Origin of the sequence: Mycobacterium sp. TY815, from assembly GCF_030755135.1 — a bacterium.
GTDB lineage: Bacteria > Actinomycetota > Actinomycetes > Mycobacteriales > Mycobacteriaceae > Mycobacterium.
The window spans coordinates 2,837,451-2,859,012 of sequence record NZ_JAUFRX010000001.1; the positions used below are offsets into that span (position 1 = coordinate 2,837,451).

Sequence of the window (21,562 nt, forward strand, 5' to 3'; positions counted from 1 at the left end):
ACCAGATCGCCTCGTCTGAACTGGAACCACATGACCCTGGAACAGCTGTACCTGACTGTGTCGATCGGCGGCCTCGTGCTGCTGGCGAGCATCGTCGGTACCCGCGTAGCCACCGTCGTCGGGTTCCCCAGCCTGCTGTTGTTCCTGCTGGTCGGCGTCGCGATCGGCGAGGACGGCCTGGGATTGCAGTTCGACGACGTCATCCTGTCCCGCAACGTGGGGATCGCCGCGCTGGCCGTCATCCTGGTGGAAGGCGGCCTCACCACCCGCTTCAGCGACATCCGCAAGGTACTGGCGCCGGCGGCCGCCCTGGGCACCCTGGGCGTGGTCATCAGCACCGTGGTCACCGCGGTGGGCGCGCACCTGTTGCTGCACTTCGACTGGCAGCTCGCGCTGTTGCTGGGCGCCATCGTGTCCTCGACCGACGCGGCGGCGGTGTTCTCGGTGCTGCGGGTGCTGCCGCTGCCGCGGCGGCTGGCCGGACTGCTGGAGGCGGAGTCCGGATTCAACGACGCACCAGGGGTGATCCTGGTTCTGATGTTCTCGGTGGTGCCCTTCGTGTTGAAGCCCGAAGGCGCGATCACCGACCTGCTGTACGAACTGCTCGGCGGCTCCGTGATCGGTTTGCTGGTGGGCTACCTCGGCTCGTTCGGTTTGCGGCGCATCGCGTTGCCGGCCTCCGGGCTGTACCCGATCGCCACGTTCGGTCTGGGGCTGGTGGCGTTCGCCGCCGCGGGAGACGCCCATGCCAGTGGCTTCATCGCCGCGTATCTCGCCGCCGTGGTGCTGGCGAACTCCGGCCTGCCGCACCGCTCGGCAACCCGTTCCTTCGCCGAAGGGGTCGGCTGGCTGGCCCAGATCGGTCTGTTCGTCCTGCTCGGACTGCTGGTGGACCCGAGCGAACTGGCGGTCGACGTGATCCCCGCGATCGTGATCGGGCTGGTGCTGCTGCTGGTGGCACGGCCGCTGTCGGTGGTGGGCACCCTGATCTGGTTCCGGACGCCGTGGCGCGACCAGGCTTTTCTATCCTGGGCGGGCCTGCGCGGCGCGGTGCCCATCGTGCTGGCGACCTTTCCGATTGTGGAGGGCGTGCCGGACAGCTCCCGGTTGCTCAACATCGTGTTCGTGCTGGTCGTCGTCTTCACCCTGATTCAGGGCCCCAGTCTGCGGCCGATCGCGCGCCTGCTGGGCCTGATCTCCCGTGAAGCGACTCGCGAGATCCAGGTGGAAGCCGCTCCGCTGGACATGCTGGACGCCGAACTGCTGACCATGCGGGTGCAGCGTCCGTCGAGGCTGCACAACGTGACCATCCTGGAACTGCGCCTGCCCGACCCGGCCGTCATCACGCTGATCATCCGCGACGGCCACACCTTCGTCCCGGAACCCGATACCCGCATCGAGAGCGGCGACGAGCTCCTGATCATCACCACCAGCAAGACCCGCGCGGCGGCCGAGGCCCGGCTGCGCGCGGTCAGCCGCCGCGGCAAGCTCGCGCACTGGTTCGACGAGTACGGCGAGCTGGATTAGTCCGCAAACCTCGGTTCGCCCAGGGTGAAGGTCGCCTCTTCGACGTACGCGCCCAGATGCAGTCCGGGGCGCAGCCACGTCGGCAGCGGGCCCGACGAGGACACACCGACGGTCACCAGTGCCGGGCGGATCCGGCCGTTGAAGGTGAGCAGCGAGTCCCCGACGCGACCGTCCGCGAACTGCTGGCGCGCGCTGCCCTTGACTTTCAGCGGCAGCGCCGGGCCCTTGACCCGCGGCGTCGCGCTGACCGTCCACGACGGCTCGGCGGTGCTGCTGCCGGTGATGAGATTCCCGTCCGCCAGCTCTCCGTCGAAGCGGGCCAGAGTTTTGGGCATCGCCCAGTTGGTGCGGCCGCCGACCAGACTGGACTCCGAATCCACCGACATGAAGGCGACGTTGCCCCAGGGTCGCAGGCCGCTGCGAGAACCGACGATGCCGAGGACCTCGTCGTAAGCGCCCACCGGGGTGTCGGTGTAACGGACGAAGGCGCCCAGGGTCACCAGGGCGGGGTTGCCGGACAAGGCCGGCGGCAAGGCTGCGGCCGCGGCGCGACCGCCGCGACCCAGCCACAGCAGGGCCGAGCAGCGGCACTCCCACGGAGCGGGCGCTTCGTTGCGCGGCAGCGTCGCGACCAGCGCATGGCTGAGCGCGCTTTCCGGCACGCCCCGCACGCCGGTCAGCTCGATGCGAGTGTCGTTGTCCCCCATAGTTACTCCTGATTCTCGATACGCGCCTGGTAAGCGGCCCGCTGCTCGCGGTCCAGCTCTGCGGTGACCTTGTTACCACCCGACAGCCGGAACACCGCATCGACCAGGGCAGCCGGCAATGGGGCGGTCCCGCGGGAAACCAGACCCACCGCCTTGGGCACGAACACGGTGCGGGAGGCGCCGTTGGCCAGTTCGGCGACCACTGCGGTGGCCACGTCCTCGGGATTGACCACCAAGAAGCGCTCCAGCGGCCCCGGTGCCGACATTCCGGCGATCAGTTCGGTACGGACGAAGCCGGGACAGATCGCCGAGATGTGGACGCCGCTGCCCCGCCACTCCTGACGCAACGCCTCACTGAAGCCGACAACGGCGTATTTGGACGCGCAGTAGGTGGCGGCGTTCGGAGAAGCCAGGGTTCCCATCACCGAGGCGATGTTGACGATGTGCCCCGATCCCTGCGCCGCGAAGCGGGCGCCGGCCAACCGGGTGCCGGTCAGCACGCCCAGCACGTCGATCTCGATGGTGCGCCGGGTGACGCCGGGGCTCTCCTGCAGGAACGGCCCGATGGGCATGATGCCCGCGTTGTTGACGAGCACGTCGAGCCCACCGAGATCCGAGGTCGCCTGGTCCAGGAAGGCCTCGAAGCCCGCCGTGTCGGTCACATCGAGGTGATGGCCCGTTGCCCCGATCTCGGCGGCGGTCTGCCGGACGGCGGCGTCCTGTACATCGCCGAGGGCCACCGATGCGCCCGCAGCGATCAGCACCTCACCAATCGCCCGCCCGATGCCTTGCGCCCCGCCGGTGACGGCAACCCGACGACCTCGCAGCTTCGCCATGCGGCCCAGAATCTCATACCGTGCGTCGCCAGCTGCGCTCAACTCCCCGACCCGAGCGCGGCACGAACGAGATCCACTGCGTACGAAGCGCTTTGCGCCGCCCCCTCCATGGTGGTGGGCCAGTCGTTGTGAGTCCAGTCACCCGCCAGAAACAGGTTGGGCACCGAGGTCCGGTTGCCGGGGCGGATGGTCGACATGCCGACCCGGGACGAGAACGTGGCCTTCGGCCAGGGCACGACGGTGACGTCGAGAACCCGGGCCTGCCGGGCGGCCGGGTAACTGGCGCGCAGCGCGCCGACCAGGCGGTCGGCCACTTCCGGGTTCTTCAGCGTCATCAGGTCATAGGCGGCGCAGGTGGTCAACGCGTAGAGATGGTTACCGTCCGGGCGCGGACCGTGCATCCGGTCGCGGTCGAAGACCCAGCCGATGTCGCTGTCCAGCAACGACTCCCACGGCGCCACGGTCCCCAGTGGCCGATCGAGCAGCACGTAGGCGTTCATGATCGGGATGGGCTCGAGTTGTTTGGCCGCCAACCGGATCTCCTCGGATCCCGGCACCTCATCCAGCAGCGAGCGCAGATTCCACGACGGCACAGCCAGCACCACCGCGTCGGCGTCGATCACGCTGCCGTCGGCCAACCGAACCCCGGTCGCCCGGCCGTCGTCCACTACCACCGCTGCCGCCCGGGTGCGCAACCGCACCTCTACGCCACGTTCGGCCATCACCTGCCGAGCGCCGTTGAGGTACAACGTCTCCAGGTCGACGGTCGGATAGCCGATGCGCATGGCCGACCGGCCGCCGCGGCGCACCCGGTCGGCGCCCGTACGCAGCAGCGCGGCGAAGGCGTGTGCCGAAGCGAGCCGCGGCAGCTCGTTCAGCAGGCCGATCACCATGGAATTAACCATGATTCGCCGCACCTCGGCCGGAAACCCACAACGGTCGAGCCATTCATCGACGGTGATGTCATCCAGCGCGTCGTCGAACCGCACCACGTCACGCATCAGCCGGGCCCACGCCGGCGCGGCACGCAGCAGAGCGGGCAGTCCCAGACCCCGCACCCTTCCGAGCAGCAAGCGACGCGCGTTGCGGGGGCGCAGGCCGAAGGTCTCGACGTGCCCGCCGGGATACCGCACGCCGAACTCGTCGGGAAACTCCAGAAGATGTTGTGTGCCAATGGATTTCAGATAGCGGAAAATGCAGTCGTAGGAACCCGCCAGCACATGCTGGCCGTTCTCGATGGAGTCGCCGTGCCCGGACGTCAGGCCGATGGTGCGCCCGCCCAGCTTGCCGTTGCTTTCCACCAGAGTGACCGCGTAGCCGAGTTCGGCCAGCCACACCGTAGCGGCCAGCCCCGCCAGGCCACCGCCCACCACCGCGACGCGCTGCGTCACTGTTCACCTCCGTCCAGGTCAGCTGCCAGGCCCAGGGCCCGCATGGTGCCCGAAAGGTGCGCCCGCACGGCCAGGCGCGCCCCGTCCCCGTCCCCGTCACGGAACGCCCGGGCGATGCGTTCGTGCTCGTCGATAATGGTGGCCAGGCGCTCGGGATGGCGCGCCGATTCGCCGATCATCCGCATCTGCCGGTCGCGCAGGGTCGAGTAGAAGCCGGCCAGGATGGCGTTACCGGCCGCTTCCAGCGTGGCGTTGTGGAAAGCGCGGTCGGACTCCAGGAACTCGTGCAACTCGGCGCCGGCGGCAGCCTTGCGCTGCCGCTGCACCTGCGCCGAAAGTCGTTCATAGACGGCCGCACACGCAGCGGGACCGCGCCCGATCACCGCCCGTACCGCGAACTCCTCGAGCACCAGCCTGGCCTGCAGGACCGCGCGCACCTCATCCGGGGAGACCGGCACCACCAGCGCTCCCCGCTTGGGATACAGCCGCAACAGCCCGGCCGCCTCCAGCTGCAGGAATGCCTCGCGCACCGGGGTGCGCGACATCCCCAACGCGGTGGCGACCTCACCCTCGCTGATCAGTTCCCCGCCCGGGAACTCCCCGGTCAGCACCTTGGCCTTGACGTAGTCCAGAGCACGGTCCTTGGCCGCGCCCGGACCGGTGGTGACCTCCAACGTCTCAGCCCTCCCTTGCGGCTCAGTGGTATCCCGACTCTATTCGGCGGGCGCCACACCCACGCGGTTGCAGCATAGATACAAGATAGATACGATATAGACATGAGCACCGCAATGGACGTCCACGCCGCGACAGTCGAGGACTGGGCTGAGCAGGCCCGCTACTTCGAGTACACCCAAGCCGCCGATCCGATCGGCTCAGGCCATACGCCCCGGGTGCCGATTGCCCAGTTCAGCCCGGAGATCTACCTGGACCGGCCCACCGGCGTGGTGCCGCTGGACCTGTCGGGCGAGCTCGGCATCAGCACGGGCGCGGCGACGAGTCCGGCGCTGCTGGCCAACTTCGTGCGCATCCGCGCGGGCGAGCAGATCGACACCTGCCCCAACGCCACCTCGCAGATGTACTTCGTGTTGTCCGGACAGGGCCTCGTCACGGTCGACGGACGCACGACCAGCTGGACCAAGGGCGATTTCCTCACTCTGCCAGCCGGTGCCAGGGCGGCCTTCCGCGCCGGCGAGGACGCGGCGATGTACTGGGTGCACGACGAACCGTTGCTGCGCCACCTCGGCGTCCGGGCGTCCGAACCGCGATTCCGTCCGACCAAGTTCCGCGCCGCGGACGTGGTCGCCGAACTCGAGCACATTGCGGCGCAACCGGGCGCCAACGAGAGGAACCGGGTCAGCGTGCTGCTGGCCAACGCCGAGCAGGAGCAGACCCTGACGCTGACGCATGTGCTGTGGGCGATGTTCGGCGTGCTGCCGCCCGGTCAGGAGCAGCGCCCGCACCGTCACCAGTCCGTCGCGCTCGACCTGATTCTGGATGCCCAACCGGGGTGCTACACGCTCCTGGGCACCCACCTCGACGATCACGGCCGTATCGCCGACCCGATACGGGTGGACTGGCAGGCCGGCGGCGCCTTCACGACGCCCCCCGGCATGTGGCACGCGCACTACAACGAGTCCGGCGCCCCGGCACACCTGATTCCGGTGCAGGACGCGGGGTTGCAGACCTACCTGCGCAGTCTTGACATGCAGTTCAGCCGTGTGCCTTCGACGCAGCCTCGACGTTCGCGATCTTGCTGAACCCGCTGACCGTGAGCACGCGCACGAGCAACGGGTGGACGATCACGTGCAGCGCGTCCACAGCGTCGGCCTGATCGAACAGGGCGTTGATGCCGGCGCTGTCCACATATCTGACGGCGCTCAGATCGATGGTTATCGGGTCGCGGCTGCCCGCGTTGGCGTCGGACAGAGCGCGCTTGAACACCTCGATGTTGCTCAGGTCGATCTCGCCGGTGGCCGTCAGGCGTGGCGACCCGTCGGAGTCACGGTCGGTGTTCAGGGTGAGCGGTGTCGCCATTACGTGATCCTTGCATGCATGGAGACGGTCGTACCGGCTTCGCTGGATTGGATGCTGCAGTCCTCCATCAGGACTCGCATCAGGGAGATGCCGCGTCCGCGGCTGAATTCGGCGACCTGGGTCGGCGTCTTCCATGCTCCGGTGTCGGTGACGGTGACCTGCAGCCGGTCGACGATCGCTGTCGCGCGCAGCGAGACGGTGCCCACCCGCTGGTCGCGGTGACCGTGCTCGATTGCGTTGGCCACCGCTTCGCCGGCGGCGATCAGCACGTCCTGAATCTGCTCAGGCTCGACACCCGCCCGAGTCAGCCAGCTGCGCAAGGCATCTCGACTGTCGGCGAGATAATTGGCGTCGGCCGCGAACTCCAGCGAGAACGGCGCAGGCTGCCGGTACAGCAACATGGCCACATCGTCGGGATAGCCGCCGCCAGGCTCCAGCTGGGACATCAGCCGGTCGGCCACCTCTTCGAGCTCCTGCGAGCGGCCGTTCTGCACCAGGTCGGCAGCACGTGTCATGCCGTCGTCCAGGGAGTGCCCGCGGCGTTCGACCAGCCCGTCGGTGTAGAGCAACAGCGTCGCGCGCGGCGGCATGGTGATGCGGCTTTCGGGGCGCTGCCAATTCGGGCGCAGCGCCAGGGGAAGCCCGTGTTCCCCACCCAGCAGCACCGTTGTGCCGTCCGCGTACACCATGATCGGGGGCGGGTGCCCCGCGCTGGAGTAGACCAATTCCCCCGTTTCCTGGGTAAGCACCGCACAGAAAGCCGTTGTGCAGCGGGCACCGGGGAGTCGCTCGGCGAAGCGGTCCAGGGCGGTGAGAACAGCGCCGGGGCTGGGCTGCTCGAGCAGCAGCGCGCGGCAGGCGCTGCGCAGTTGGCCCATGACGGTCGCCGCCGCCAAGCCGTGACCGACGCAGTCCCCGACGATCAACGCGACGCGATCCTCGTCGAGATCGACCACGTCGTACCAGTCCCCGCCCACCTGCAACGGATGGCTCGCGGGCAGATACCGCACCGCGAAACCCTGAGGCAGCGACGTCGGCCCCAACATCGCATGCTGCAACGCCACCGCGGTCTCGCGCTGCTCGTCCAGTTGGTAGACGCGCTGCAATCCCTGCCCGAGCCGCCCGGCCAGCACCGCGAGCAGGGTCTGGTCTTCCCGGGTGAAACGCCGGTGCTCGGTCAGTTCGACCCAGATGGCCAGAAGTCCGCGGGGATGCTGCGACGCGATACCGGCCACGCCCGCATCGACGGTGACGGTGCTCAGCAGATCCGTCTCGCGCAGGGACCCGATCTGCTGTTGCAGTTCCGGCGAGAGGTCGGCCCACTCGACCGGCTCTCCGGCGCAGACGACTCGCGGTGCGCGTTCGGTGGGGCCGTTGGCGAAGGTGACCGCCAGCACCCGGCGGGCCTGCCACACCCGGCGCAGCACCTCGGCGGCGCCCTGCAGGGCGTCGGTCAGCGTATCTGCTTGCACCAGTTGTTGATTGAGCTCCGCCAACGCACTCTGACTCTGCACGGCATAGTGTTCGGCCGTAATGTCGCGGAAGGTGCCGACCATGACACGGCGCCCGGAGTCGGGGTCATGAGCGTGGTTGAAGTTGACCGCGATCCACAGCCGGTGCCCGTCGCGGTGGGTGACCGGAATTGTCAGACTGCCCTCGGATTCGTCGAGCGACTTCGCGAACTCGTCCTCGACCAGCTGGCGGGCCGTGATATCGAGCTCGGGGTCCGGCCACCAGGCGTGCGGAGGATCGTACGGAAGTCCTTCGGGGCCGTAGCCGAGGATTTCGCCGAAGGCCGCGTTGATCTCGATGACGCTGCCGTGTTCGTCGATGACGAAGAAGGCTTCCTGCAGCGAGTCCACCAGCGCGGTGCGCCAGCGTGCGTGGTAGTTGCGCATCCGCGCCAATTCGACGTTGGCGCGCACCCGGGCGAGCAGTTCGGCGGCGGCGAACGGCTTGACCAGATAGTCGTCCGCGCCGGCCAACAGGCCTTCGATGGACGCTTCCTGACCGGCCCGCGCCGACAGCAGCAACACCGGCAACGCTGCCGTGCGCTGGTCGGCCCGCAGCGCGGCCAGCAGCTGCAGGCCGTCCATCTTGGGCATCATCACGTCGCTGATCACCAGATCCGGGAGCTGGACGCGGATCGCCTCCAAAGCCTGCTCACCATCCGCCGCACCGCTCACCTGGTACCCGGACGCACCCAGCAGATTGCCCAGATACTCCCGCATGTCGACGTTGTCGTCGGCGACGAGCACCCGGGGCTGCGCGGCGCCGCCCTTTGCGGGCAGCGCCGCCGAAACCGGTGTGGACACCGATTCGCCGGGCAGCCAGCGCAACGCCTCCTGCACATACGGCTCCGAGATCGCGCCGATACTGGTCCGGGGGGCGCTCGGGTCGACCAGTTCGTCCGCGGGCAGATGTGCCGTACCGAAGGGCAACCGGATCGTGAAGGTGGTGCCCTCGCCCTCCCGGCTGTCGGCGGTGATGGTGCCACCGTGCAGCCCGACCAGTTCTTTCACCAGAGCCAACCCGATGCCGCTGCCCTCGGTGGATCGCGCACGGGAGGTCTCGATGCGGTGGAAACGTTCGAACAGCCGCGGCATCTCGGCAGCCGACACACCGACCCCCGTGTCGGCGAAGCTGATCACCGCCTGCCCGCCCTCCTGGGTGACCCGCACCGAGATGCCACCGTCGAAGGTGAACTTCAATGCGTTGGAGAGCAGGTTGAGCACCACCTTCTCCCACATCTCGCGGTCGACATACACCGGCTCGTCCAGCGGCGGGCACTCCACCGTGAGCGCCAGGCCGACCTGGTTGATTGCCGAACGGAACACGCTGGCCAGTTCGGCCGTGAGGGACGCCAGGTCCACCGGCTCGAACTGGGCACGCATCCGCCCCGCCTCGATGCGGGAGAAGTCAAGGAGGGTGTTGACCAGCTTCGCGAGACGTAATCCGTTGCGGTGCACCAGCTCCAGTTCCTGACGAGCGGTCTCGTCGAGACTGTCGTCGCGGCTGCGCAACTCGTCGACCGGCCCCAGGATCAAGGTGAGCGGGGTGCGGAACTCGTGGCTGATGTTGGAGAAGAAGGTGGTCTTGGCGCGGTCCAGTTCGGCGAGTTCCTCGGCGCGCTGCTGCTGGGTCTGGTAGCTGCGGGCGCTGCTCACCCCGGTCGCGAGGTAGCCGGCGACCAACTCGACGAAACCACGGTAGCCGTCGTCGAGCTCGCGATACCGGTTGAGTCCCGCGACCAGAAACCCGAGCGGCGGGGCGCCCTGTTGCAGCAGCGGCACCATGAAGGCCTGTTTCGGCGGCTCGGGCCAGGCGCCGGTGGGCAGGTTCGCCGCCACGCCGTCGAGTTCGATCACCTCACATTCGCCCTGCGCCGCCTTGTCGGCCGGCCACAACGAGTCGCCGTCGCCGGTCAACGTCTCCGGTGCCGCCGGATGCCCGAACGCGATGCCGCTGACACCGGCCAGCTGTGCGTCGCCCCGCTCGCCGAACAGGTAGGTCAGGCTGAAGGGGAGGTCATAGGGGTTCTTGTTGAGCTGGCCTGAGGCGAAGTCGAGCATCTGGCGCTCGGTGCGGATGACGCTGGGGTCCGAGCCCAGATCGCGCAGTGTCGCGATGCGCCGTTGGGCAATGACCCGCTCGGTGTCCTCGCTGACCACACAGAGCAGTCCGACGACGCGGGCGTCGTCATCGCGCAACGGGCTGTAAGAGAACGTGTGGTAGGACTCCTCCGGATAACCGGACCGGCCCAGGATGAGCATCAGCGCCTCGTCCCAGGTCGCTTCACCCTCGCTGAGGACGCGCTCCACCCGCTGGGCGATATCCGGCCAGATCTCCGCCCAGACTTCGCTGGCGGGCCGGCCCAGCGCCCACGGATACTTGCGGCCCAAGGTGTCGCGGCGGTAGGCCGCGTTGCAGAAGAAGGTCAGCTCCGGGCCCCAGCCCATCCACATGGAGAACTGGGACGACAGCAGGATGTCCACGGCGGTGCGCAGGCTCTGCGGCCAATTATCAACTGGCCCAAGCGGAGTCGACGCCCAGTCGACGGCCGCCAGATCGCGGCCTATCTCCTGGTCTGCGCGAAAGACCACTGACGTCCCTTTCCCGTCCTCGGAACCCGTACCCGACACTCAGTATGACTTCACCTGGCCGCCAGCGGTGTGGCGATGTCCTCCAACGATTTGCCTTCGGCGTCGACGGCGAGGAACCAGGCGACCAGGCCGCCGATGATCATCACCGCCGCGCCCAACAGATAGCCCAGGAACAGCAGCAGCGGCCTGGAGCCGTCACCGATCAGTGCGCCGTAAATGACCGGCCCGAGGGCGCCGAAACACTGCGCGATGGCGAAGAACACCGCGATTGCCTTGGCACGAACCTCGAGCGGGAAGATCTCGCTGACGGTCAGATAGGCGGCGCTGGCACCGGCCGACGCGATGTAGAAGATGACGCACCAGGCGACGGTCTGGGTGATCGCGTTCAGCACGCCGGCCTGGAACAGGGCCGCGCTGACGGCCAGCAGCAGCCCCGAGAGCAGGTAGGTTCCCGCGATCATCCTGCGCCGGCCGATGGTGTCGAAGAAGTGCCCGATTGTCAGCGGCCCCAACAGATTCCCCACTGCGAACGCGATGAGGTACAGCGGCGTCGACGCAGACGGCACGCCATAGAACTTGCCCAGCACCAGGGTGTAGGTGAAGAAGATCGCGTTGTACAGAAACGACTGGCTGATCATCAGCACGGCACCCAGCGCGGCCCGGCTCGGGTAGTCGCGAAACAGCACGCGCGTCAGCGCGAGGTAGCCGATTTCCTGGGCGGGCCGCAATTCGATGGCCGTCGATTCGTCGACCGGCGGCAGCGCGGCCCCGGTGGCCCGCACCTCCTCCTCGATGTGGGAGATGGTCCGCTCGGCGTCCTCGGTGCGACCGTTCATCACCTGCCAGCGCGGGCTTTCCGGCAGGTTGCGCCGCACCAGCAGAATCACCAGAGCCAGCACCGGGCCGAGCAGGAAGGCCAGGCGCCAGCCCAGGCTCAGATCGATCGCGCGCAGGAAAATGAAGGTGCCCAGCGTGCCCAGGACCGCCCCGGCCCAGTAGGTGCCGTTGACCGCGATGTCCACCCGGCCACGGAACCGGGCCGGGATCAGCTCGTCGATCGCCGAGTTGATTGCGGCGTATTCGCCGCCGATGCCCATCCCGGAGATGAATCGCGTGAGATAGAGGAACGCGATCCAGGCCGCACTGTTCCCGAGCGTGGCGGCGGTGAGCGCACTGCCGAGCAGGTACACGCCCAGCGTGACCATGAACAGGTTGCGCCGGCCCAGCTTGTCGGACAGGCGCCCGAAGAACAGCGCACCGGCCACCTCGCCCGCCAGGTAGACGGTGGCGACGAACCCGACGGCGGCCGACGACAGATGCAGTGTCTGCGGTTCGGTCAGCGTTTCGGCGACCGCACTGGCGACCGTGATTTCCAGGCCGTCCAGGATCCAGGCCACGCCGAGTGCTACCACCATGCGCGTGTGGAAGGGCGACCAGGGCAGCCGATCGATCCGTGCGGGAATCAGGCTGCGGATCGCTCCACGTTCGTCGCTATTCGGCACACGTCCTCGTTCCCGTCTGGGGGATTCCAGAAACATTCATCCCGCAAGCTGATCGGCCGTCGGCGGCTGAGCGAACACGCGTTCTCCGGTGATCAGGTCGGACTCGTCGAAGCCGAACACCGCCCACAGCCGGAGCTCGAACGGCTCCGTCGCCGTAGTCGGAGTACCGCGCAACCAGAACTCGATCTGCACCTGCCCGTCGTCGAGGTGGGTCAGCTCGATCAGCTCGTTGGTCTGGTCGGGCACCAGCGTCCGGCCGTCGATCCAGTACCGCATCACCTCGTCGGCTCCGTCGAACACGGTGCCGTCGGGCAGTTCGTAACGGGGATGGCTGAATGTCGCCATCGTCCGGTCCCATTCCTGCACGTTCTCGCTCTGCATGTGCTCGATGACGCGAGCCGTGCGAGCCTCCTGATGCGCGCGCCGGTCGGGATCGGCCATGAACGCTCCTTTCATGAATTACTCAGCCCAACAACCAGATTGATGGTGACGGCCAGGATAACCGCCCCGAAGAGGTAGGACAGCAGGGCCTGGCACAGCGCGATCCGCCGCAGTTGGCCGGTCTTCAGCGTGGTGTCGGATACCTGGTAGGTCATTCCGATGGTGAATCCGACGTAGAAGAAGTCGAGAAAACGCGGGTTGTCCGTGCCGTTGAAGTCGATGCCGCCGGACGAGTCCGAGTAGTACACATCGGCATAGCGGATGCTGAACACGGTATGGACGACGCACCACGCTACGGCGATGCTGACCACTCCGATGGCTGCGGCGATGTCCTTCTCGGCCCCGGTCTTCGAACTGGCGGTCAGTAGATGCGCCACCCCGGCCAGACTCGCCACGCTCGCCGACAGGATCACCACGTCGATGAGCCAGCCGGTCGGCGGGTCCTCCGGCACCACGTGCTCACGCGTCCGCTCGGCGTCCATCGGCAGCACGACGATCCACGTCCACACCAGATAAACCAGCGCCGCCGTGGTCCAGCCGACGCTCGGCGCGTACTTCCAGCCCGTCGTGCCGGCGATCAGCGACACGGCGGCCACGCCGACGAGCCCCGCCACCATCAACCGGGTAACGACGTGTCTGCGCCAGCCTCGCATCGCGGTCAAATCAGCGCCGCGGCCGGCGGCAGGGTGGCAGCGACCGGCGTGAGGTCGCCGGAAAGTCCTGCGGCAGTGCGCAATTCGCGGAAGGAGTCGATCAGCGCGTCGGTGGCCTCGTGCGGATCGTCGAGCGTGCGGTCGTCGGTCAGCACCGAGACGGCCAGTTGGTCGACGTAGCTCCAGACCGTGATATTCATGCCGCTGCCGGCGACGATCGGCCCCACCGAATAGATTTCGTTGAGCGTCGCCCCCTCGATGCAGCCGCGTTCGCGCGGCCCGGGCACGTTGGACACGACCAGGTTCATGACGGCGCCCGACTCCATACGCCGGGCCTGGGTGCGAAAAATCCCCGGCGACAACGCCGTCGGCAGATAGGACATCCACGCGGGCAGCACGGTCCGACCGAGCAGCTGGTGATTCTCCTTCGCGATCCTGGTGGCCATCGCCGTGAGCGTCACCCGTTGCATCGGGTCATCGACGTGCACCGGCAGCGACGGTGTCATGTATGTGAATTCATTGCCGGCCAAGCGGTCTGGCGACGGGTTGTAACTCACCGGTACCCCGGCGATCAACGGGACGTCGGCGTGGCCGTCATAGCGCAGCAGCAATCGGCGCAGCGCGCCCGCGACGGTCGTCAGCACGACGTCGTTGAGCGTGACCCCGAGGTGCTTGCTCGTCTCCTTGACGTCGGCCAGCGCGAGCGGCGCGGTCGCGAACCGGCGCCCCGGGCCGACCCGGTGGTTGATGAAGCACGGCGGCGGGGCGAAATTGCGCGCCAGGTCGGGGTTGGCGCCCCGTTCCTTCGATCTGCGCCGCACCCGTGCGACGCCCGAGGCCGTCTCGTTGACCAGACGCGGCAGTTTCCGGATCAACCCGGCGTGGTCGCGGACGGCCTCCTTGAGCAGGTGCGAGCGCGTCGGCAGTTCGGGCGGCACCCGCCGCGGCTCGGGCTGATGCGGCGACAGCGCCTGAGCCATCTGGTTTGCCGAGGCCATGCCGTCGGCCAACACGTGATGGACCTTGTGAATGATGGCGATCCGGTTGTCGGCGAGCCCCTCCGCCACGTACATCTCCCACAGCGGGTGATCACGGCGCAACGGGGTGCTCGCGATCTCGCCGATCAACTCATCGAGTTCGCGGCGCCCACCCGGCGCCGGCACCTGAGCCCGGCGTACGTGGTATTCGAGGTCGATGTCGTCGTTGATCACCCACATGGGGTGGTGCAGCTTCAGCGGGATGTCCAGCAGCTGGTAGCGCAACGGCTCAAGAGCCATAAGCCGTTGGTACCCGACCGAGCGAAACAACTCGAAGTCGAAGTCCTGCTCCATATTCGACACGTCGAGGATGCCGATTTTCAGCGTGTGCATGTGGATCTCGGGTGTCTCGGTGTAGAGCATCAGCGCGTCGACACCGTTGAGTCGCTTCACACGCCTATTCCACCCCGTCGCGGGTTTGGACGCCAGACCCCCATCCCGGGCTTACACTTCGGTCGGTTGTCCGACTAATCAAGGAGCCGTCGATGGCATACGTGCGTGCGGAGCGGCGCCAGGAGGAGATCGTCGCCGCCGCGGTCCGGGTCCTGAGCGACGTCGGAGTTCCGGGGACGACCTTGCGCGCGGTGGCGGCCGAGGCCGGGATTCCGCTCGGCACGCTGCACTATGTGTTTCCGACGAAGGACCAGTTGCTGCGCGCGGTCATCACGGCGGTCATCGACGACGTGGTGGCGACGGTGCAGCCCGGCCTTGCGCCCGACCGCGGCGTCGCGCACGGGCTGCGGCAGGGTATGACGGGGTTCTGGAACGCGCTGGTCGAACGTCAGATCGGACTGCAGATCATGCAGTACGAACTGGCCATGTACTCGGTGCGTAGCGAAGGCGCGGGCGGACTGGCCCAGTTGCAGTACGACCGCTACACCGATCTGGTCAGCACGCTGTGCGAGCAGGCGGCACGGGCGGCCGGCGAACGATGCGCCGTCGACTTCCCGACACTCGGGCGGTTGGCGCTGGCCGTGCTGGACGGCCTGATCGTGCAGTACGTGGCCAGCACCGACGCCGCGCGCGCACGGCACGATCTCGAACGCGCCGTGGACATGCTGGTGATGTTCGCCGACCCCCAGCCGATCCCGGCGGCGCGGTGACCCGTGTTGCGCAGGCGCCACCGACTGTGGCTTACTAATTCGGTCGGTTGACCGACTTATTCTGGACGCGGGAGGCACTCGGTGCGGAACTCAACGGTTGTCGTGGTGGGCGCCGGTTTATCCGGACTGACCGCTGCGCACGAGCTCGATCGCCGGGGCATCGACGTCATCGTCCTCGAAGCTGCCGATCGCGTGGGCGGGCGCGTGCTGGGCCGGACCAGCACGCTGGGGTCGCGTTTCGACCTCGGTGGGCAGTGGATCGGCCACGACCACCACCGGGTCAAGGAGTTGGCCACCGAGCTGGGCGTGACGGTGTTTCCCATGCACACCGGGACGCTGCCTACGGTGATCGACGGCCCGCGGCGGGTTTCACCACTGGGCCCGTCGATGCTCGTCTCGGCTCTGGCGCTGACCGGGATTGGCGTGCTGGCACGGCTCGGGGCACCGGCCGGATTCAACGCGACGACACTCGACCGCTGGCTGAGCAAGGTGCCGGGCCGTACCGCTCGGCGACTGCTCGAGGTGGTGGCCCTGATCTCGTGGACCGGCGATCTCGACCGGCTGTCGGTGCGTGCCGCCACGGACATGATCCGTCACCAGGGAGGCCTGCTGACGATTCTCGGGACCAAAGGCGGCGCCCAAGAATCATTGCTGGTCGAGAGCGCCGGGGCGCTGGTCGAGCGGTTGGCGGCAGGGCTGGGCCCGCGGGTGCGCACCGGACATCGGGTGACCTCGATCGAGTGTGGCGACCGGGTGCTGCTTCGCACGCCGTCAGGGGTTGTGCAGGCCGACAAGGTGATCGTCACGGTGCCGCCGCCCGTAGCGTCGCGGATCGCGTTCGAACCCGCGCTACCCGCGGATCACGTTGCCCTGCAGTGCAATACATACATGGGGTCGGTCTTCAAGGCGGTCGCTGTCTATCAGCGGCCATTCTGGCGGGAACGGGGCGGCGGGGAGTTCCTCGTCCTGGGCAAACCCGGCAGCGCGGTTTTCGACACCTCCGCGCCGGGAGGACCCGGCCATCTGTGTGTGCTGGTCGGGGGCCCCGAGGCGCGCGAACTGTCCCTCCTGGACGACGCGGCGCGCCGCGAGGCAGTGCTGGCGCCGCTGGTGGCCCACATCGGTCATGAGGTGCTGCAGCCGGTCGACTGGCAGGAGAAGTCCTGGCACCTGGACGAATTCGTCGAAGGTGGGTACGTCGCACTGCCGAAACCCGGCACCACCGAGGGATTCGTGCCGATGGCATGCGCTCCGGTCGGCGACCTCCACTGGGCTGGATCAGAGACGGCCAGCGGGCATCCGGGCTATCTGGACGGGGCGATCGAAGCCGGCCGGCGCGCCGCCGCAGAAGTGACCGCTGCCCTACAGCCGTCCCTCGACCCGTAGTTTCGGGTGCACCCAGTTGGGCGATCGGCGTTCCTTGAAGGCCAGAAAGCCCTCGATCGACTCGGGCGCGCCGAGGCTGGACTGCATCCCGATCCGGTCGTAGAGGCCCAGGTAGCTGTCCAGGCTGGACTTGATCACTGCCCGGGCGGCAGGTGCGGTGCGGCAGCACTGTGCGAGCACTTCCCTTGCCGCAACGGGCAACTCGTCGTGGGCAACGACGCGCGCCACCATCCCCCACTCCAGCGCCTCGCGGGCGGACAGGGTGCGGCCGGTGAACATCAGGTCGCGGGTCCGTACCGGACCGATGAGCCGGGCGAGCATCTGGCTGTAATAGGTGTCGGCGATGCCGCGGTAGAGCTCGGGCACCCGGAAGGTGGCGCGGTCGCTGACCACGGCCATGTCGGCACACAGCGCGATCTGCAGTCCCCCGCCCTGACAGAGTCCGTTGACCGCGGCGACCACCGGCTTGGCGGACTGGCGCAGGGTATCGAAGGGCAGCGCGTCCATGCCGAGCGCCGAGCCGAAGGTCAGCCAGTTGTCACTACCGCCGCCGCCCATGTCGCCGCCGGGTGCGAAGACGTCCCCGGTGCCGGTGATGAGCAGGCCCGCCAGATCGGGATCGGAGCCGACGTGATTGACCGCGTACTTGATCCCGAAGTACATCGCCGGCGTCATCGCGTTGCGGGCTTCCGGCCGGTCCAGGGTGCAGACTCCGAAGGCGCCCTCGCGGGTGAACTTCAGAAACGGCGTTCCCAGCCAGTCGCCGTCGGGTGGCCTGGGGGCCGGTGGTTGCTGACCCTGCGTCATCAATGCCCTTGCTGTCCAGGCGCATTGGTGAACCACACGTTCTCCTCGCGTAGCTCGCGGCTGCGCCAGCCGTCTTGGGTCCGGACGAGTTCGTGGTGATAGTAGCCGCCGCATACGCTCATCTCCGCCGTGCCCGGCAGCTGCATCGGGTTGTAGAACATCGCCCGGACCCGCGCGGTGTCGCCGTCGATGTCGGCCTCGATGTTGGTGATGTAGTGCATGGTCCAGGGAATCACGGCCATTCCCTTGCTCAGCCAGTCGCTGACCTCATCGCGCGGGCCGGCGACCGCCCCGGCAGAGGTGTAGTCGATGACCGCGTCGTCGGTGAAGACCGAACGGTAGAGCTCCCAGTCCTTACCGTCGACGGCGCGCGCGTAGCGGTACAGCAGTGCGGCGATCTCGTGCTCGTCACTGATCTTCTGCGGATTTGTCATGATATGCCGTGACTCTAAAGATTTAGAGTCCTAGGCGCAATAGCCGGTATGATCCAGCCCATCGTGACTCCACACAGGGCCAAGGGTGAACACCGTCGCAGGTTGTTGTGCGACACCGCGATTCAGTTGCTCGCCGAGGAGGGCGCCAAAGGCCTGAGTCATCCGAAGGTGGATCAGCGGGCCGGCCTGCCCGCCGGCAGTACGTCGTTCTACTTCCGTACCCGCGCCGCGCTGCTGTTGGCGACCACCCGGCGGGTGTGCGAGCTGGACCTGGCCGACCTGTCCGCGGTGCTCGGACCCCGCGAGGACGACTCGGGCGGCATTTCTCCTCTGGCGGCCCTGATCATGCTCTCGGCGCAGGAGCCCCGGCTCAGCCGCACCAAGGCCCGGTTCGAACTCATTCTGCAGGCCAACAGGGACCCGGATCTGACGGCCGTGTTTCACGAGAACGTGCAGCTGCTCACCCGGATTCAGCGCGACATCGTCATCCGGTCGCAGCCGGGCCGTGAACTCGCCCCGGCGACCGTCGACGAACAGGTCTCTGCCACCTTGAATTTCGTCAGTGGCTTGTTCCTGCGGCTGGTCGCCAGCCAACGGGCGTTCGACGATGGCCACCATCTCGACCGGCTCCTCACCGGCATCATCAACGGCATCGCCGCGGCGCATCAGGACACAGCCGACGAACCCTGACCTACGAAAACGCCGCGTACCGGCAGGCTTCTGTCGTCGGCGGGCGCCGCCTGCCGGGCGAAGTAGGTCACGTAGAAGGCGGCGCTGAATGCCGCCAGCGTGCCGACGATGAGCACCCCGAAGGGCACCGAGAAGCGCGCCATGTCCGCCGCAAAATAGCGACAACACACCAACAATGCCGCCAGGAACGCGGCGCCGAAACCCGTCATGCCGATCCGCCACCACACCCGGTCGCGCACCGGTTCCCGCAACGCCGACTCCACCGTCAGGCACAGCACCCCGCCCGCCAGAAGATCGACGCCGTAGTGATACCCGAAGCCGAGGGTCGCGGCGACGGTGCACACCAGCCACAGCGCGCCACCTATCCGCAGCCACCGCGGTCCCCCGCGGGAGTGCAGGAACACCGCCAGCGCCCACGCCGTGTGCATTGAGGGCATGCAGTTGCGTGGGGTTGATCCGTCGAAGGCAATTGCCCTGGGCGACAAATTGATCCGCGGCACGGAGTGCGGCCAGAAGTCGCCGACTTCGAATCCCCGGCCCGCGCTCCCGAAGGCGAAATCCGGGCCGACCAACGGGAAGAACACGTAGATCAGCGGCCCGATCAGGCCGAGCACGAGGAATGTCGGGATCAGGAAATGCCGTGGCCAGCCGCCGATGCTGACGTTGCGCAGTTGATAGATCGCGACCACCATTGCCGCGACGGGCAATTCGATGTACACCCAGTGAAACGCCGCGTTGAGAACCGGACCACCCGCATGCAGGAGCCGGCCCAGTAGCCACGACGGTTGCGCGAGGGCGTGATCGGCCAGCAGTGCGTACTCGTCCATGACCACCGGCCGCAGGATCGCGGTAATGCGCAACCAGCTGTCGCCGACCTTCGTGGCGATGATGAGCAGCAGGCCGAAAGCGACTCCCCGCAGGGCCGTGCCGTGTTCCTCCCTGGCCCAGCGCCGCCACGCGACGATCACCGCCAAACCGGTGAGCACGATCAGCGGACCGTTGCCGAGCGTCCACGCACCCCCTCGCGCCAGCCGCACCGCCGCGAAAACCACGTCAAGGGCCGCTGCCAGCGACAACGACCAGAGCCGGTAGCGGCGGGACAACCCGACCATCGCCACACCCAGACCCACCCACGGAACGGTGGCCGACGTCGGCGTACCGACATAGTCGCCGGCCAGGCTGCGAAGCGGGCCCACGAATCCCGCGCCGCTGGCCGTGATCTGCAGTCCGATCACCACCGCGGCGATGAGCGCGACGGCGGTCGGCGCCCACAGGCGGCCCGCCTGAGATTGCCACTGCGCTGCGCGCAGCTCGCCGGTGAACACCCGACGAATAATAGGTGTCAGGTTGGCGTCCCGGGCAAGACTGGGTGGATGCCGCGCCCCGGTGTGTCTACCCCTGGGGGCGGCGCCGGACACCGAAAACCGGGACGAGACCCGAGTGATTGTCTATGTCGGAATGGGCGACCGGTTGGCCGGGCCGACGACGTCGGGGGCGCAAGTGAGTCAGGCCGCGCCGAACACCACCGCGACGTTGTTTCCGCCGAAGCCGAACGACTCTGCGACGGCGTAGCGGTAATTGCCGCGACGCGGCTCGCCGGCGACGACGTCCAGCGCGATTTCAGGGTCCGGTTCGGTGAAATTCAAAGTGGGCGGCACAATTCGGTCACGCAGCGCCTGAACGGTGAGCACCGCCTCGATCGCGCCGGCCGCCCCCAGTGAATTTCCCAGTGCAGCCTTCGGCGCGTATACGGCGGGCGAGTGCTCACCGAGTGCCCGGTGGATCGCGCGCGCCTCGGCCGCGTCTCCGAACGTGGTTCCCGTCGCGTGCGCCTTGACGAGGTCGATGTCGGCCGGCGCCAGTCCGGCCAGGTAGACGGCACGGCTGATGGCGTCGCCGGCGCGCTCACCGGCCGGGTCCGGCAGCACGGCGTCGCATCCGTCGGACGTGACGGCGGCGCCCATCAGCCGGGCCAGGATGGGCGCGCCCCGCGCTTTCGCGTGTTCCTCGGTCTCCACCAGCATCATCGCGCCGCCTTCGGCCAGCACCATGCCGTCGCGGTGCTTGTCGAACGGGCGGCAGCCACCGGTCGGGTCGTCGTTGTTGGTGGAAAGCATGCCGAGCTGCCAAAACGTGGCCAGGGGAACCGCCTCGATCACGGTCTCGACACCGCCGCAGATCGCCATGTCGGCATCTCCGAGGACGATGCTCTGCCACGCTTGCGCGATGGCCGCGGTGCCCGACGCGTCAGCCATCACCGACGTCTCGACGCCCGCTTTGGCCTCGCGGTCCAGTCCGATCACCGCAGCAGGCGCGTTCGGCATGTATTTCTGCACCGAAATCGGCGAGATCGCCTTCAGTCCCTTGACCTTCCAGATGTTGTGCCAGAGCGGGATGTCCTCGGTACTGCCCAAGCCCAGGCCGACCGACACCATCAGCCGATTGGTGTCGACCTCGGGCGAGCCGGCCTGCTCCCACAGGCGCCGGCTCACCACCGCCGACAGCTTCTGCATGAACGCGAACCGGCGCAACTCGACGCGGCCGAATTGCTCGTCCAGATCTTCGCGTAACGGACCCCCGATGCGCACCGGCGAATCGAATTCGGTGACGAAGTCCTTATCCAATTTGCGAATTCCGCTGCTGCCCTGCAACAGTTGCTGCCAGGTTTCCTCGGCATCTGGGGCGAGTGACGTCGTGGACGCCACCCCGGTGACGACTACGTCAGGGAAACCTTCACCCGTTCTCAGTGCTGCCATGCCGATCCCTCGTGTCGAACATCGACGTCACGTCCCCCTCCAGGAGCCACGCCTACTCTAGGTATCAACTTCCCAGGAAGTGCCGGCGAAAACCCGTCATGGGCAAATCGCACCATGATGATAAACAGCCCCGCAGGAGCAGCAAAGACCTCGTC

General features: G+C 67.7%; 19 protein-coding genes. 5 read left to right on the forward strand and 14 right to left on the reverse strand.

The genetic code is table 11. From position 1 onward, the window contains the following. Window positions 1–30 precede the first annotated feature (30 nt). On the forward strand, window positions 31–1,527 hold the full coding sequence (locus QXK92_RS12190) for a potassium/proton antiporter (protein WP_306241870.1): 1,497 nt from the start codon (window positions 31–33) through the stop codon (window positions 1,525–1,527). Here the strand turns inward: QXK92_RS12190 and QXK92_RS12195 are convergent. The 4 genes from QXK92_RS12195 to QXK92_RS12210 are packed head-to-tail and all read right to left on the reverse strand — an operon-like array spanning window position 1,524 to window position 5,135. Beyond that, window positions 1,524–2,234, reverse strand: a complete 711-nt coding sequence (locus QXK92_RS12195; protein ID WP_306241871.1) for an acetoacetate decarboxylase family protein — start codon at window positions 2,232–2,234, stop codon at window positions 1,524–1,526. The genes QXK92_RS12190 and QXK92_RS12195 overlap by 4 nt on opposite strands. 2 nt (window positions 2,235–2,236) lie before the next feature. Beyond that, window positions 2,237–3,070, reverse strand: a complete 834-nt coding sequence (locus tag QXK92_RS12200; protein ID WP_306241872.1) for an SDR family oxidoreductase — start codon at window positions 3,068–3,070, stop codon at window positions 2,237–2,239. 38 nt (window positions 3,071–3,108) lie between these two features. After that, a complete protein-coding gene (gene hpnE / locus QXK92_RS12205) occupies window positions 3,109–4,461 on the reverse strand; it encodes a hydroxysqualene dehydroxylase HpnE (RefSeq protein ID WP_306241873.1) in 1,353 nt (450 codons plus the stop codon). After that, window positions 4,458–5,135 carry a GntR family transcriptional regulator gene (locus tag QXK92_RS12210; protein WP_306241874.1) on the reverse strand — a complete coding sequence of 226 codons (678 nt, stop codon included), beginning with the start codon at window positions 5,133–5,135 and terminating at the stop codon, window positions 4,458–4,460. The genes hpnE and QXK92_RS12210 overlap by 4 nt, the downstream gene beginning before the upstream one ends. A 102-nt stretch (window positions 5,136–5,237) precedes the next feature. Here QXK92_RS12210 and QXK92_RS12215 point away from each other — a divergent pair, with 102 nt between their 5' ends. Further along, window positions 5,238–6,218 carry a cupin domain-containing protein gene (locus tag QXK92_RS12215; protein ID WP_306241875.1) on the forward strand — a complete coding sequence of 327 codons (981 nt, stop codon included), beginning with the start codon at window positions 5,238–5,240 and terminating at the stop codon, window positions 6,216–6,218. Here QXK92_RS12215 and QXK92_RS12220 read toward each other — a convergent pair. From QXK92_RS12220 to QXK92_RS12245, 6 genes are read right to left on the reverse strand one after another with little or no spacing between them, the layout of a single operon-like run. Continuing rightward, on the reverse strand, window positions 6,172–6,495 hold the full coding sequence (locus QXK92_RS12220; protein ID WP_306241876.1) for an STAS domain-containing protein: 324 nt from the start codon (window positions 6,493–6,495) through the stop codon (window positions 6,172–6,174). The two genes, QXK92_RS12215 and QXK92_RS12220, sit on opposite strands and share 47 nt — an antisense overlap. Next, window positions 6,495–10,598 carry a SpoIIE family protein phosphatase gene (locus QXK92_RS12225; RefSeq protein ID WP_306241877.1) on the reverse strand — a complete coding sequence of 1,368 codons (4,104 nt, stop codon included), beginning with the start codon at window positions 10,596–10,598 and terminating at the stop codon, window positions 6,495–6,497. The genes QXK92_RS12220 and QXK92_RS12225 overlap by 1 nt, the downstream gene beginning before the upstream one ends. A gap of 50 nt (window positions 10,599–10,648) precedes the next feature. Further along, a complete protein-coding gene (locus QXK92_RS12230; RefSeq protein WP_306241878.1) occupies window positions 10,649–12,100 on the reverse strand; it encodes an MFS transporter in 1,452 nt (483 codons plus the stop codon). Window positions 12,101–12,136: 36 nt separating this feature from the next. Next, window positions 12,137–12,541, reverse strand: coding sequence for a hypothetical protein (locus QXK92_RS12235; RefSeq protein ID WP_306241879.1), 405 nt, complete (start codon window positions 12,539–12,541; stop codon window positions 12,137–12,139). 11 nt (window positions 12,542–12,552) lie between these two features. Then, on the reverse strand, window positions 12,553–13,194 hold the full coding sequence (locus tag QXK92_RS12240) for a DUF1345 domain-containing protein (RefSeq protein ID WP_306244371.1): 642 nt from the start codon (window positions 13,192–13,194) through the stop codon (window positions 12,553–12,555). Window positions 13,195–13,199: 5 nt separating this feature from the next. After that, window positions 13,200–14,624 (reverse strand): wax ester/triacylglycerol synthase family O-acyltransferase, encoded by a 1,425-nt coding sequence (locus QXK92_RS12245; protein WP_306241880.1) that lies wholly within the window; start codon window positions 14,622–14,624, stop codon window positions 13,200–13,202. A 92-nt stretch (window positions 14,625–14,716) separates the two neighbouring features. Here QXK92_RS12245 and QXK92_RS12250 point away from each other — a divergent pair, with 92 nt between their 5' ends. Next, window positions 14,717–15,334: a TetR/AcrR family transcriptional regulator gene (locus QXK92_RS12250; RefSeq protein WP_306241881.1), complete on the forward strand. Its 618-nt coding sequence runs from the start codon at window positions 14,717–14,719 to the stop codon at window positions 15,332–15,334. An 81-nt stretch (window positions 15,335–15,415) separates the two neighbouring features. Then, window positions 15,416–16,720 (forward strand): FAD-dependent oxidoreductase, encoded by a 1,305-nt coding sequence (locus QXK92_RS12255; RefSeq protein WP_306241882.1) that lies wholly within the window; start codon window positions 15,416–15,418, stop codon window positions 16,718–16,720. On the opposite strand, the gene QXK92_RS12260 is transcribed toward QXK92_RS12255, so the two are convergent. Together QXK92_RS12260 and QXK92_RS12265 are read right to left on the reverse strand one after the other, a co-directional pair. After that, window positions 16,697–17,527 carry an enoyl-CoA hydratase/isomerase family protein gene (locus QXK92_RS12260; protein WP_306241883.1) on the reverse strand — a complete coding sequence of 277 codons (831 nt, stop codon included), beginning with the start codon at window positions 17,525–17,527 and terminating at the stop codon, window positions 16,697–16,699. The two genes, QXK92_RS12255 and QXK92_RS12260, sit on opposite strands and share 24 nt — an antisense overlap. Then, on the reverse strand, window positions 17,527–17,961 hold the full coding sequence (locus QXK92_RS12265) for a nuclear transport factor 2 family protein (RefSeq protein ID WP_306241884.1): 435 nt from the start codon (window positions 17,959–17,961) through the stop codon (window positions 17,527–17,529). Before QXK92_RS12265 ends, QXK92_RS12260 begins: the two co-directional genes overlap by 1 nt. Before the next feature lie 63 nt (window positions 17,962–18,024). Here QXK92_RS12265 and QXK92_RS12270 point away from each other — a divergent pair, with 63 nt between their 5' ends. Beyond that, window positions 18,025–18,651 carry a TetR/AcrR family transcriptional regulator gene (locus QXK92_RS12270; RefSeq protein ID WP_306241886.1) on the forward strand — a complete coding sequence of 209 codons (627 nt, stop codon included), beginning with the start codon at window positions 18,025–18,027 and terminating at the stop codon, window positions 18,649–18,651. Here the strand turns inward: QXK92_RS12270 and QXK92_RS12275 are convergent. After that, window positions 18,627–19,976 (reverse strand): DUF5933 domain-containing protein, encoded by a 1,350-nt coding sequence (locus tag QXK92_RS12275; protein WP_306241887.1) that lies wholly within the window; start codon window positions 19,974–19,976, stop codon window positions 18,627–18,629. The two genes, QXK92_RS12270 and QXK92_RS12275, sit on opposite strands and share 25 nt — an antisense overlap. A gap of 180 nt (window positions 19,977–20,156) precedes the next feature. Further along, window positions 20,157–21,407: a KasA/KasB family beta-ketoacyl-ACP synthase gene (locus QXK92_RS12280; protein WP_306241888.1), complete on the reverse strand. Its 1,251-nt coding sequence runs from the start codon at window positions 21,405–21,407 to the stop codon at window positions 20,157–20,159. Window positions 21,408–21,562 lie beyond the last annotated feature (155 nt).